This is a genomic window from Leptothrix mechoopdaensis (SeqCode), from assembly GCF_053893855.1.
On the sequence record NZ_CM132699.1, the window covers coordinates 3,229,410 to 3,241,763 of the forward strand.

Annotated in this window: 11 protein-coding genes and 1 pseudogene; 6 read left to right on the forward strand and 6 right to left on the reverse strand. The window is 68.3% G+C overall.

Annotation, left to right across the window (positions count from 1 at the left end; translation table 11 throughout):
• Positions 1-128 precede the first annotated feature (128 nt).
• From ACWA7K_RS13985 to ACWA7K_RS14000, 4 genes and pseudogenes are all read right to left on the reverse strand, one after another.
• Positions 129-497, reverse strand: a pseudogene (locus ACWA7K_RS13985) (DUF932 domain-containing protein); the annotation flags it as partial.
• Positions 498-564: 67 nt separating this feature from the next.
• Positions 565-1,056, reverse strand: a complete 492-nt coding sequence (locus ACWA7K_RS13990; protein WP_456161999.1) for a single-stranded DNA-binding protein — start codon at positions 1,054-1,056, stop codon at positions 565-567.
• A gap of 977 nt (positions 1,057-2,033) precedes the next feature.
• On the reverse strand, positions 2,034-3,335 hold the full coding sequence (locus tag ACWA7K_RS13995; RefSeq protein WP_456210156.1) for a DEAD/DEAH box helicase family protein: 1,302 nt from the start codon (positions 3,333-3,335) through the stop codon (positions 2,034-2,036).
• The gene (locus ACWA7K_RS14000) at positions 3,223-4,476 is read right to left on the reverse strand and encodes a TOTE conflict system archaeo-eukaryotic primase domain-containing protein (protein WP_456210157.1); all 1,254 of its coding nucleotides are present in this window, start codon (positions 4,474-4,476) and stop codon (positions 3,223-3,225) included. Before ACWA7K_RS14000 ends, ACWA7K_RS13995 begins: the two co-directional genes overlap by 113 nt.
• 177 nt (positions 4,477-4,653) lie before the next feature.
• Between ACWA7K_RS14000 and ACWA7K_RS14005 the strand changes: the two genes are divergently transcribed.
• Positions 4,654-5,262, forward strand: a complete 609-nt coding sequence (locus ACWA7K_RS14005; RefSeq protein ID WP_456162001.1) for a DUF6088 family protein — start codon at positions 4,654-4,656, stop codon at positions 5,260-5,262.
• Positions 5,255-6,271: a nucleotidyl transferase AbiEii/AbiGii toxin family protein gene (locus ACWA7K_RS14010; protein ID WP_456162002.1), complete on the forward strand. Its 1,017-nt coding sequence runs from the start codon at positions 5,255-5,257 to the stop codon at positions 6,269-6,271. Before ACWA7K_RS14005 ends, ACWA7K_RS14010 begins: the two co-directional genes overlap by 8 nt.
• 41 nt (positions 6,272-6,312) lie before the next feature.
• On the opposite strand, the gene ACWA7K_RS14015 is transcribed toward ACWA7K_RS14010, so the two are convergent.
• A complete protein-coding gene (locus ACWA7K_RS14015) occupies positions 6,313-7,785 on the reverse strand; it encodes a tyrosine-type recombinase/integrase (protein ID WP_456162003.1) in 1,473 nt (490 codons plus the stop codon).
• 210 nt (positions 7,786-7,995) lie between these two features.
• Positions 7,996-8,919, reverse strand: a complete 924-nt coding sequence (locus tag ACWA7K_RS14020; protein ID WP_456162004.1) for a YicC/YloC family endoribonuclease — start codon at positions 8,917-8,919, stop codon at positions 7,996-7,998.
• A 28-nt stretch (positions 8,920-8,947) separates the two neighbouring features.
• On the opposite strand from ACWA7K_RS14020, the gene ACWA7K_RS14025 reads away from it, so the two are divergent.
• From ACWA7K_RS14025 to rdgB, 4 genes are all read left to right on the forward strand, one after another.
• Positions 8,948-9,916: a serine/threonine protein kinase gene (locus tag ACWA7K_RS14025; RefSeq protein ID WP_305749474.1), complete on the forward strand. Its 969-nt coding sequence runs from the start codon at positions 8,948-8,950 to the stop codon at positions 9,914-9,916.
• Between the two features lie 55 nt (positions 9,917-9,971).
• Positions 9,972-10,886 (forward strand): PP2C family protein-serine/threonine phosphatase, encoded by a 915-nt coding sequence (locus tag ACWA7K_RS14030; protein WP_456162005.1) that lies wholly within the window; start codon positions 9,972-9,974, stop codon positions 10,884-10,886.
• 84 nt (positions 10,887-10,970) lie between these two features.
• Positions 10,971-11,696 carry a ribonuclease PH gene (gene rph / locus ACWA7K_RS14035; RefSeq protein WP_456162006.1) on the forward strand — a complete coding sequence of 242 codons (726 nt, stop codon included), beginning with the start codon at positions 10,971-10,973 and terminating at the stop codon, positions 11,694-11,696.
• 5 nt (positions 11,697-11,701) lie between these two features.
• The gene (rdgB, locus tag ACWA7K_RS14040) at positions 11,702-12,352 is read left to right on the forward strand and encodes an RdgB/HAM1 family non-canonical purine NTP pyrophosphatase (protein WP_456168826.1); all 651 of its coding nucleotides are present in this window, start codon (positions 11,702-11,704) and stop codon (positions 12,350-12,352) included.
• Positions 12,353-12,354 lie beyond the last annotated feature (2 nt).

Sequence of the window (12,354 nt, forward strand, 5' to 3'; positions counted from 1 at the left end):
TGAGTTGGCGAGAGATACGTTGTAGTCCAAACAGGACCGTGGGCGGCAGCATGGCCTCGCGAGGGCATCAAGTGCTGGTTCGGCCCGGCTGTCGACGCCGGATGTGATGTTCAGCCTCCATAGCATCTGTTGATCAGGATGATCTCGTTGGCCTCGCTGTCGCGGCCGCGTGCCTGGACCTGGCCGGCGTGACGCATGCGGATCAGGTGCTTGGTGTACGCGGTCTTGCCCTCGGTGCGGCTCTGGCTCTGCGCGACCATGTAGGGCTCGAAGCCTTCGCGACGCAAGCCGCGCAGAACCTCGATGGTCGGGATGTAGGTGTACCTTTCCGAACGGCTCGCGTGCTTGCCCTCGGCAAAGATGGACGGCGCTGCGGCGCGCATCTGTTCGTCGTCGATCGGCGTGTCGCTGCGATGAACACGGGTGTTGCGCGCTAATCGGGTGGCGAGTTGCGGGCGGGTCGACGGCGTCGCCAGGGGCTGGTTGAACGGGTGCATGGTCATCTCCTGCGGGTGCGGTGGAGGAACCGGGCCGGCCTGGCCGACCCGGTCGAGTCGGGACGGATCAGGCGGCGCTGTGGCTGGGCTGGAGGTCGCTGCGCGGCTTGTGGCTCGGACGGGTGCGGCTCTGGTGCGCGCTGGCAGCGGTGGCCGGCGTGCGGGCGTCGGTGTCGTCGATGCCTTCCGCGTGGCCGTCGCGTTCGCGGCGGGCTTCGGACTCGGCGCGGCTGTCGAGGTAGTCGACCTCGTCGGCCGTGAAGGTCAGCGTGTGGACCGTCTCGCCGTCCTTCTCGTACCGGTGATTCCGGACCCGGCCGATGATGTTCACGTGCGAGCCCTTGCCCAGGTAGCGCGCGGCGTTCTCGGCCTGGGCACCCCACAGGGTCCACTGGATGGCGGTGGCTTCCTCGTTGCGGTTGTCGCCGGATCCGCGCCGGTTGTTGCTGATCGCGGTGAGCACCGCGCGGGCGATCGGGCCTTCGCGGCCGTTGACGGTGTCGAGCTTGACGGCGCCGGCCAGGTGGGCGTGGCGCTGGGTGACGTGGACGTGGGCCATGACGGACTCCTTGCGTGAGCGCATCGGCCGGGCCCCGATCCGGGTGTCCCTGGAAACCGATCCTCTCGCTTGGGCCTTCCTCGCACCCGCCCACGGGCGGGCGGGGGGTGGGCAGGGCCCCTTCCCTCACGGGAAGGGGTGGGGGATGGGTGGTGTGTCCTGCAGCCGGTGCGGTGCGCCAGTCTCCTGGCCCACCGCTGAAAGATCCCCCACAAGTCCCCCTCGCCCAAAGGACGGGGGCTTGTGGGGGGAGCGCGGTGGGCCGGTCTGGTGCAGGGCTGCCTCCCGCCTGCGGGCGGCGAAGAGCATCGAAGTCGACCGCGATGACCCGAACCCCGGCGCCTCTGCGGCCGACGTGCCACCAAGGCAGCGTCAGCGGACGACTGGCGCGGCGGGCGAGACGGGGTGAGCCAGATCGGCTGTTCGGATTGCCGTCGCGCGGCCCGGCATCGGGCGTGGCGGGTGAACGGTGAGGTCGATCAGCCGGAAGGCACGCGAGGCGGGACGGGCGGCTGTTCGGCCAGCGGGCCAGCGTGGGCGGCGCAGCCGCTCAGGCGGACAGGACCGCGATCACCGGGCACGGGAAAGAGCCGCGCTTCCACATGCCGCCGCCTGGGCCGGCCCGGCTGGATTGCGTGAGGGACGGCCGCCCGGCAGGGGCGAGACACCGGACACTGGCCGGAGGCTCGACGCGCAGCGCAACGGCCCGACCCCGCGCAGCGGGGGACGCCCAAGCTCGCTGGGACATGGCTCGGGTATCGGACAAGTGGCTAACCCGACATCACGCCAGCCAAGGTGGGCCTCTACGACCGCAACGCCACCCGAACTCTTTCCGTCGCGGTCGAACCAGGGGGGTGCCGAAGAACTTCATCGGCGTCTTCGCGCGGCTGCTGACGGTGGAACTGGGCCTTACGATGGCTCAGACAAGGCAAGGCGATGGACCAGACGGTCGGGCGGTCGGCACAGATCGCACGGGTTCATTCTGCAAAGTCTTGAGGGGTCAACTCACCCTGCCTTGAATCAGCCGATGTCTTCAGCACATAGCCGAGCAGGCGATAGCCCTTCTGACGCCGCTCCCACATCCGCTCGAGCATCGGATGGCCAAGGTCGACCACGTCGACCACGCGAACGTCCGACTTGCCGGCATGCGTGCGGTGAAGGCGCCCGACATACTGCTGCAAGGTGCCCTTCCAGGATATGGGCATCGCCAGGATCAGCGTGTCGAGTGGCGGGTGATCAAATCCTTCGCCGACCAGCTTCCCTGTGGCCAGAAGGACACGTGGCACATCGGGCGGCAAGGCATCGAGTTGGGCCAGCACGGCGGCGCGCTGCTTGCTGGACATCCGGCCCTGCATGACAAACACCGGCGTGGCGCGACCTGCCAGCAACTGGGCGATGGCCGCCAGATGCTCGGTCCGCTCCGTGAGCACCAGCACCTTGCGTCCCGCCGCGACAGCGGCGACGACTTCCTCGACGACCTCCGCCGTTCGATCTGCATCGCTGGCCAGGTGCTGGAAGAGGCTTTGCACGGGCACATCGCTGGCCAGCCCGATCGACCGCGACATGAACCGCGGAACGACCACCAGGTCGCTCGGCGCACCGATGGGACGACCCGCCTGGTGCCGGATCGGACCGCACTGCATGAAGATGATGGGCTGCTGGCCATCCCGACGAATCGGCGTGGCGGTCAGGCCGACAACAAATCGCGCCTTGACCGTCCTGAGGATGGCGTCGAATGACGTCGCGCCGATGTGGTGGCACTCATCGACGATGACCTGGCCGTACTGCTCGACCCTTGCATCCACCTCGCCCTTGCGTGACAGGGACTGCATGACGGCAACGTCGATGATTCCCGTCGGCCTGTCCTTGCCGCCCCCGATGACGCCGACGTTCCTGCCGTCGACGCCGAGGAATGCTTCGAGACTCTGCCGCCACTGCCTCAGCAGCTCGGTCCGGTGGACCAGGACCAGCGTGCTGACGGCGCGCCTGGCGATGATGGCCGAGGCAACCACTGTCTTGCCAAACGCGGTCGGCGCGCACAGGACACCCGAATCTGACGGAAGCAAGGCCTCGGCGGCATTCGACTGATCTTCACGCAGGACGCCAGCGAAGCGCACATGGATCGGCTGACCACGGGTGCGCTCGTCACGCACGTTGGCTGCGATGTCATTGCCGCGCAGGAGTTCCAGCGCGGGCTCGAGGCAGCCCCTGGGCAGGCCGATGTGATGCGGGAAATTCTCGGCGCAGCCGATCACCCTCGGCTTGTCCCAGACCGACATCCGCAGGGCCTGGGCCTTGTAGAAGTCCGGGTTCTGGAACGCCGCCAGCCGAACAAGCCGGTCTGGCCAGCGCCTGCGGCAGCTGGGCCTTCTCGAAGTACACCAGGTTCGACAGCGTGATGTCCAAGGAGCTTGGCAAGGTCTCCTTCAGTCGGTCGTCGTCGACTGAGCGGCGCCGCCATGGCTCCCGCAGGTCTTCTTCCTCGACGAACGTGACATCCAGGGGATGGCCTCCTGCCGTGGCTCGCAGCACCGTCGGCTCGATGTCCGGTATCGCCATGCGCGCCACGCCCGCCAGGTAGGTCCACTGATCGTCGTAGGGTCGCCAGTCCGGGTCGACGAAGACGCTGTTGCCAGCCTCGCGGGGTGTCTTCTGCAACGGCAGCGCGATGAGGTTGCCGAAGCCGCCCTTGGGCATCGTGTCCTGGTTCGGAAACAGGCGGTCGTACGAGGTCAAGGCCAGCTGACGGGTCGCCGCGCACGCATGGCTGATCACGGCCGTGGCCAGACGACGAGCCTCCCGCGCGGAGACCCGGCCGGAGAAGAAGATCCATGCATGAGCGCCGTTGCCGGACCGGGACACCTCGATCGAGACCGGCACACCCAGCGCGTCACAACTGCGCCGGAAGGCCTGGGCATCCGACCGCCAGTCCTCGTCGTCGAAATCCACCGCCACCAGATGGCAGCTGTCGTCCGGCAGCAGGGGGTACAGACCAGCGGTCAGCTCGCCGGCGAGGTGGCGGTAGAGCACGGCGTCCGTCAGCGGGATCAGCTCGCGACGGTTGCACTCGGAACACTTGATGCGCGGCTTCTCGCACACGCCCGGCCGCCATTCGTTGGCGCAGGCCGGCGCGTAGCCTGACTTGCCGGAGGTCTTGCTCTCCCAGCGCACCGGGAAGACGTCGGTCCGGCCCTGGAAGAGCCGACCGAACAGGGCGACCTTCTCGCCGGGACTCAGCCGGACCGGCGGCGGTTGTGGCGACGACGCTACCGCCTTCGGCAACGGCAGGTCAGCGCCGCGCTGGTCAGCGGCGACGCCCGGCAGGACACGCTCGCGCCATTCGATGCCGTGAGCATCGAGCAGCTTGATCAGTCGCGCGTTTTCTGCGCGCAGGGCGGGTGCTTCGTCAGGATCGGCCAAGCCTGTCGACCTCGGCATGGCCTGCCATCTGCTCGGGTGTCGAGCGTCGCAGGCGGGGGTGGGGGTTGGGGTTGGGGGTGGCAAGGGTTCGAGCGGCGGACTGCCCGTCGATCCGGCGAACAATGTCAGATACTTTAGTACACTTCTGACTTCCAGAGCATGCCACCCAGCCTACCCATGTCCGCAGCCACCATGAGCCTGCCCGAACAAATCGTCCAGCAAGCCAGGTCGCTGCCGGAAGGCGGCGTGCTGTCGCCCAAGGAGTTCCTGCATCTGGGCAGCCGGGCGGCCGTGGACCAGGCCTTCTCGCGCCTGGTCAAGGCCGGCAGCCTGCTTCGCGTGGCGCGGGGCAGCTACACGCTCCCGGTGGCCAGTCGCTTCGGGACCCGGGCGCCCGCGCCGCAAAAAGTCGTCGAATCGCTGGCGGCAGCCAGCGGCGAGACGGTGGTTCCGCATGGCGCCGCCGCCGCGAACGCGCTGGGCCTGACCCAGCAGGTGCCGATCCGCGAGGCCTACCTGACCACCGGGCGCACGCGCAAGCTCAAGCTAGGCCGCTCTGAAGTCATCGTGAAGCAGGCACCGCGATGGATGTTCGTGCTGGGTTCGCAGCCTGCAGGCGCCGCCATCCGGGCGCTGGCCTGGCTGGGGCGCGAGCACGCCCAGGCGTCGCTGCGAAAGCTCCATCGCAGCCTGCCGCCGGCCGAGTGGCAAGCCTTGACGAGCCACCGCGCCAGCCTGCCCTCCTGGATGGCCGAAGCCATCGGGCGAGAAGCACTTCGTGGCTGATGCCTTCTTCGCGCTGAGCGACGCGGACCGGCGTGATGTGCTGGAAGTGGCTCGCGAGTGCAGCGGCCGCCCGACGCACCTGCTCGAGAAGGACGTCTGGGTCGTCTGGACGCTCGCCGCCCTCTTCGACTCGCCCGTTGCCGACCAGTTGACGTTCAAGGGTGGCACATCGCTGTCCAAGGCCTACCGCATCATCGAGCGCTTTTCCGAGGACATCGACCTGACGGTCGACATCCGCCGCCTGATCCCGGATCTGGCCGGCGAAGGCCGGGAACTGCCGGCCAGCCGCAGCCAGGCCGACAAGTGGACCCGCGCCGTGCGCGACAGCCTGCCGGGCTGGGTCGATGCCCAGGTGCGCCCGTGGCTCGCGCAGCGCCTCGCCGAGAGTGGCATCGCAGCGGAGTTGCACGTTGCCGGCAAGGAGAACGAGCAACTGCAGCTGCACTACCCAGCACTGAGCGGGGGAACCGGTTATGTCGCGCCTGTGGTGACCCTCGAATTCGGAGGCAGGGCAACCGGCGAGCCTCATCAGACGATGCCGATTGCCTGCGACATGGACGGCCATGTCGAGGGCGTCGAGTTCCCCACGGCAGCACCCCAGGTGATGAGCGTCAGCCGCACGTTCTGGGAAAAAGCCACCGCAGCGCACGTCTACTGCGCGCAGGCGCGGTTGCGCGGTGAGCGGTTCGCCCGGCATTGGCACGACCTGGCCGCCATCGCGCGGTCGACCCACTTCGACCAGGTCGTCGCCGACCGTGCCGTCGCCCAGACGGTGGCGGACCACAAGTCGTGCTTCTTCGCCGAGAAGGATGCGACGGGGTCCTGGATCGACTATGGCCTGGCGACGCGTGGTGGCCTTCAGATCGTGCCGGCGGGCGCGGCGCGCGAGGTGCTGGCCGCAGACTATGCGGCCATGGTCGCCGACGAGGTGATGCTGGGTAGCGCCGTGCCGTTCGACGCGCTCATGCGAGCCTGTGAGGACCTGCAGGACCGGGCGAATCAGGTGTGAAGGCTCGAATGCCTCGTCGAAGACTCTGAACGGTCGGACGATCACTCGGGGTGCCGGGCATCGTGCCGACCAGCTTCACCGGGGTCGGGGCCCACGACGTCGGCCTTCGCCGGTCGATCAAGGCGGGCAGGACGATGTCCAGGTTGGCGACTTGCCGACGGCTCTCCAGCGACCGGGTCAGGAGGTACCGAACGAAGCACCGACGGACGGGGCTGGCTTCGCGATGGAAAGTGCCTCTTGCCACCAATGCGAGACGCACTTGTCGGATCCGACAACCGCTCACCGCGCTCGATGCGGGCCAGCAGTCGTGACCACACGCCCAGCGCGGCAGCCCGTTCCGCAAAGTAATCGTGCCGGTCGTAGATGCCTTCGACATGGCCGAGCTTGTGGTTCAGGGACCGCTCCGCGACGAAGCGGTCCACCCCCAGACCGGCCAGATGCGTCCGCGCCGTCCGCCGCATGTCGTGCACCGTGAAGTGCTCGATGTCGAGCACATTCAGGCGCTTGAGCGCCACGTTCAAGGTGTCGGGCCCGACGTGGTCGAAACGGTTCGATCGCACCACACCCATGCGGAGTCGTATCAGCCGACGGGCCGGGAAGACGTACGGGCTGCCACACGCGTAGATCCTGGCCTCCTCCAGCCATCCGATGACAGGTTTCGTGAGCGGGATGCGGATGGAGGTCCGTGTCTTGGTGCTGTCCCGGCTCAGGGTCCAGACCCCGGCCTCGAAGTCGAACGCATCCCAACGGGCCGACAACAGCTCCATCTTCCGGACACACAAGGCCAGCAGCAGCCAGACGGAGAGCTCGTTCTCGCGCCCGAAGTTCGGGGTGGTGCGCATGGCCAGCGCCAGTTGCTGGAGCTCCTTCTGGGTCAGCCAGCGATCGCGCGAGGATTCGGTGCCACCCGCATCCTGCAGGTCGAACTCCGCTGCCGGGTTGCGGTCGATCCAGTGGTTGCGCACACCCATCCGGAACATGCGGCACATGTAGCGCAGGGCATCGTTCGCGACGGTCGGCGCCCCGGCGGCCACGATGCGCGTGAGCACGCGGTCGACGTGGACGGGCAGCACGTCAGCGGGTGCCACGTTGCCGATGACCGGATTGATGTGAAGGCGCAGCACGCGCTCGACGACGTCCGGGTGCTTGTACCGGGGCAGGATGTAGCGCGCGAACCAGATCTCGCCCAGGCGCTGCACCGTCGGCACCTGGAGCTCCAGGACCTTCTCGGCCTGCTTGATGGCGGCGACGTCGACACCGCGCTCGATCTGCTCCCGGTCCTTGCGGACCCGCTCGCGGGCGTCCTTCAGCGAGATCTCGGGGTAGCGACCGAGGACCTTCTCCTTGGACCGGCCGTTCAGCCGGTAGCGGAGGATCCATGACGCCTTGCCGGCCCGGGCTGCGGCGGCGCTGGCCACGAAGGTCAGGCCTTCACCGATGCCACGGTCCACCGGGCCGGCGGCCAGCCAGGCGCGAAGGGCCCGGTCCGTGATGGGTCGATGCTGTTCGTTCATGTCCCGTTGCTCCTGTGAAGCTGTGGGGTCTTTTGTCGGATGAGCACGCCAAGGGAAGCGCTCGCCCCGAAAAACCCCACAATAAACCCCACAGGTTGAGCGCGCTGCGCTGACATCACCCGGGACAGCCTGGGACAGGCCGAGACAAAAAACCCTTACAGAACAACGGGTTGTAGAACATTCCGGGACCCTTGCGGATCGCCTGAATCGTCATTCCAAATTTTGGACCTGTTCGCGCAGCTGCTCGATCGCGACCTTCATCTCGACCGAGATCTGGGTCAGCTCCAGCGCCGCCGATTTCGAGCCGAGCGTGTTGGCCTCGCGGTGCAGTTCCTGGATCAGGAAGTCGAGCCGCTTGCCGACCTCGCCGCCGGCCTTCAGCAGGCGCTCGATCTCGTCGAGGTGGGCGCCCAGGCGGGACAGTTCCTCGGCGACGTCGATGCGCAGCGCATAGGCCGTGGCTTCGGCCAGCGCCCGCTCGGCCAGGGTCTGCGTGGGCAGGTTGGCGGCTGCCCCGGCGGCCTGCAGGGCCTCGTTCCAGCGGTCGATGAAACGCTGCTGCTGGCGCGCCACGACCTGCGGCACCAGCGGCACCGCCTGGGTCGCCAGCCGACGCAGCGTGTCGATGCGCTCGGCCATGATCTTGACCAGCCGATCACCCTCGCGGGCACGAGCGTCACGCAGACGTTCGATGCACTGCTGGACCGCCGCGATCACCTCGGCGTCATCGGGCGGCGAGTCGGACTGGTTGCGGCACCAGTGCAGCACCTCCTGCACCGACAGCGCCGCGGCTTGCGGCAACTGGTCACGGACGAGGCGATCGACCTGCGCGAGCTGCTCCAGCTGCTCGCGTCGGGGCATCGGCGCGATGCCTTCGGACTGGCGTTCGCTGCTGAGCCGGAGCTCGATCTTGCCGCGCTTGAAGGCGGCCCCGACACGCTCGCGCAGCTGGGGTTCCAGACCGCGCCATTCGTCGGGCAGACGCAGTGCCAGATCGAGGAAACGGCTGTTCACCGAACGCAGCTCAACCCCGATGGACACGGAGGTTCCGGCCCCTTGCGCCCCCGACTGTGGCGCCTGTGCCGACAGGCCGGCCGCAACGCTTGCAAAGCCGGTCATGCTGTAAACTGCCATGGCGGATACCGCTAACCAAAACACGATTATGTCAAAGCCAAAACCTGCCCCGTTGCCCGCTGGCACAGTGGTAGGCGGCTATCAAATCGTTCGCAAACTGGCGGCAGGGGGTTTCGGCGTGGTTTACCTCGCCGAAGACGCCGAGCGACGATTGGTGGCCCTCAAGGAATACCTGCCTTCGTCGCTGGCCGAGCGGGCTGTCGGCGAGCTGATCCCGGTGGTCAAGGCAGAGAAGCAGCCGCTGTACCGGCTGGGCCTCAAGAGTTTCTTCGAAGAAGGCCGCTCCCTCGCGCAGATCTCGCACCCGAGCGTCGTCTCGGTGCTGAACTTCTTCCGCGAGAACGAGACCGTCTACATGGTGATGAACTACCTGCAGGGCGACACGCTGCAGGACTTCATCGTCACCGCGCGCGACCTCAAGCGCGACAAGGTGTTCCGCGAAAGCACGATCCGCTCGCTGTTCGACGAGATCCTGCGCGGCCTGCGCATCGTGCACCAGCACAAGATGCTGCACCTGGACATCAAGCCGGCGAACATCTTCATCACCAACGACAACAAGGCGGTGATGCTCGACTTCGGTGCCGCCCGCGAGGTGCTGTCCAAGGAAGGCAACTTCATCCGCCCGATGTACACGCCCGGCTTCGCCGCGCCCGAGATGTACCGGCGCGACGGCACGCTCGGCCCGTGGACCGACATCTACGCGATCGGCGCCTGCATCTACGCCTGCATGCAGGGCTACCCGCCCAACGACGCGCCGCAGCGCATCGAGAAGGACCGCCTGAGCCTGTCGCTGTCCCGGCTGCGCAATGTGTATTCGGACAACCTCATCGAGGTGACCGAGTGGTGCATGTCGCTCGACCCGCTGGCCCGTCCGCAGAGCGTGTTCGCGCTGCAGAAGGAACTGGCGCGCGAGACCGAGCGGCGCTACACCAAGCTCAGCTTCAGCGAACGGCTGAAGCTGCAGCTCGAGAACATCAAGAGCGGCGCCAAGGCCTGAGCGGCCGGCCGCTCCTGCCTGCCTCCTTCCCCTCCGCACACGCCTCCCCTCGCCCATGCGTTTCTCCGTCTACCAGATCAGCCGTCGCGGCGGACGCGAGAAGAATGAGGACCGGATGGGCTACTGCTACACCCGCGAGTCCGGCCTGTTCGCGCTGGCCGACGGGATGGGCGGCCACCCGGAAGGCGAGGTCGCCTCGCAGCTGTCGCTGCAGACGCTGGCGGTGATGTTCCAGCGCGATGCCAAGCCGACGCTGAAGGACCCGCGCCGCTTCCTGACCGAAGGCATCCTCGCCGGCCACCACCAGCTGATCCGCTACGCGACCGAACGCGCGCTGCTGGACACCCCGCGCACGACCATCGTCGCGGCGATCCTGCAGGGCCGCGAGGCCTACTGGGCCCACTGCGGCGACTCGCGGCTTTACCTGGTGCGCGGCGGCAAGCTGCAGGCCCGCACGCGTGACCATTCCTATTCCGAGCTGCAGGAGACGCTGGCCGGCGTCGTGCCGATCGGCGAACGCGTGAACCGCAACGTGCTGTTCACCTGCCTGGGCAGCCCCGGCAAGCCGGTGATCGACCTGATCGGCCCGCTGACGCTGCAGCCGGGCGACAAGATCCTGCTGTGCTCGGACGGCCTGTGGGGCGCGATCGACGACGACACGATCACCGACCACCTGACCCGCAGCCCGATCACCGACGCCGTGCCCGACCTGGTCGAGCTGGCCTTGCGGGTGGCCGGCGAGAAGAGCGACAACGTCACCGTCATCGCCGTCGAGTGGGAATCCGCCGAGGACGAGGAAACCACGCCCGGCATCGAGACCGACGACCTCGGCAGCGACGTCTTCGCCTCGACCATCCAGGCCAGCGTCGGCCCCGGCAACCCGGACGACCTGCTCGACGAGGCCGAGATCGAACGCTCGATCCGCGAGATCAACGAGGCGATCAAGCGCAGCGCACAGAAACGTGGCTGACCACGGCTGAGCCTGCCCGGCGATGCCCCTGCAGCGGCCCTGGTGGCCGCTTTTTTCACGACCTTCCTTCCCGAGAATCCGCCCATGACCTCCACCCGTCCGAACGGCCGCGCGGCCGACGCGCTGCGCCCGGTGCGCATCACCCGCAGCTACACGAAACATGCCGAGGGCTCGGTGCTGATCGAGTTCGGCGACACCCGCGTGCTGTGCACCGCCAGCGTCGAGGAACGTGTGCCGCCGCACAAGAAAGGCAGCGGCGAAGGCTGGGTGACGGCCGAGTACGGCATGCTGCCGCGCGCCACCCACACGCGCAGCCAGCGCGAGGCCGCCAAGGGCAAGCAGACCGGCCGCACGCAGGAGATCCAGCGCCTGATCGGCCGCTCGCTGCGCGCGGTGTTCGACCTGGCCGCCCTGGGCGAACGCACGATCACGCTGGACTGCGACGTGCTGCAGGCCGACGGCGGCACCCGCACCGCCGCGATCACCGGCGCCTTCGTGGCCGCGCACGACGCGGTCGAGACCCTGCTGGCCGCCGGCAAGCTGGCCGCCAGCCCCATCCGCGACCACGTCGCCGCGATCTCGGTCGGCCTGCTGGACGGCGTCGCGCTGCTGGACCTGGAGTACGTCGAGGACTCGGCCTGCGACACCGACATGAACGTCGTGATGACCGGCGCCGGCGGCTTCGTCGAGCTGCAGGGCACGGCCGAGGGTGTGCCCTTCACGCGCGAGCAGATGGACACGCTGGTCGAGCTGGCCCGCGCGGGCATCGTCGACCTGGTGCAGGCGCAGAAGCGCGCGCTGGGGCTCTGATGACGATGCGGGTCGTGCTGGCGTCGAACAACGCCAAGAAGCTCAAGGAACTCGGTGCGCTGCTGGCGCCGGCCGGCGTCGAGCTGGTCACGCAGGGCTCGCTGGGCATCGCCGAGGCCGACGAGCCGCACCACACCTTCCTGGAGAACGCGCTGGCCAAGGCCCGCCACGCGGCGGCCGCGAGTGGCCTGCCGGCGCTGGCCGACGATTCCGGCCTGTGTGTCGACGCGCTCGGCGGCGCGCCGGGCGTGTATTCGGCCCACTACGCGACGCAGGATGACGCCGACCTCGCCGGCCTGGACCGCGAATCGCTGCGGACCCGTCAGGACGCCGCCAACAACGCCAGGCTGCTGCAGGCGCTGGCCGACCGCCGCACGCCGGCCGGGCGCAGCGCGCGTTTCGTCTGCACGCTGGTGGCCGTGCGCAGCGCCGACGATCCGGAGCCGCTGGTCGCCTTCGGCCGCTGGCCCGGCCAGATCCTCGAAGCCGCACGCGGCGAGGGCGGCTTCGGCTACGACCCGCTGATGTGGATCCCGGCGCTGGGCGCCAGCGCGGCGGAACTCGACGCCGCCGTCAAGAACGCCCACAGCCACCGCGCGCTGGCCGCCGCCGAGATGCTGCGCCAGCTCGACGCGGCCTGGTCGCACCTGCTCTGACC

Excerpts from the sequence above, each read along its gene's own strand:
- ACWA7K_RS13990 (WP_456161999.1), bottom strand. The coding sequence starts at position 1,056 with ATGGCCCACGTCCACGTCACCCAGCGCCACGCCCACCTGGCCGGCGCC.
- ACWA7K_RS13995 (WP_456210156.1), bottom strand. The coding sequence starts at position 3,335 with ATGTCGGTCTGGGACAAGCCGAGGGTGATCGGCTGCGCCGAGAATTTC.
- ACWA7K_RS14005 (WP_456162001.1), top strand. The coding sequence starts at position 4,654 with ATGTCCGCAGCCACCATGAGCCTGCCCGAACAAATCGTCCAGCAAGCC.
- ACWA7K_RS14015 (WP_456162003.1), bottom strand. The coding sequence starts at position 7,785 with ATGAACGAACAGCATCGACCCATCACGGACCGGGCCCTTCGCGCCTGG.
- ACWA7K_RS14020 (WP_456162004.1), bottom strand. The coding sequence starts at position 8,919 with ATGGCAGTTTACAGCATGACCGGCTTTGCAAGCGTTGCGGCCGGCCTG.
- ACWA7K_RS14025 (WP_305749474.1), top strand. The coding sequence starts at position 8,948 with ATGTCAAAGCCAAAACCTGCCCCGTTGCCCGCTGGCACAGTGGTAGGC.
- ACWA7K_RS14030 (WP_456162005.1), top strand. The coding sequence starts at position 9,972 with ATGCGTTTCTCCGTCTACCAGATCAGCCGTCGCGGCGGACGCGAGAAG.
- rph (WP_456162006.1), top strand. The coding sequence starts at position 10,971 with ATGACCTCCACCCGTCCGAACGGCCGCGCGGCCGACGCGCTGCGCCCG.
- rdgB (WP_456168826.1), top strand. The coding sequence starts at position 11,702 with ATGCGGGTCGTGCTGGCGTCGAACAACGCCAAGAAGCTCAAGGAACTC.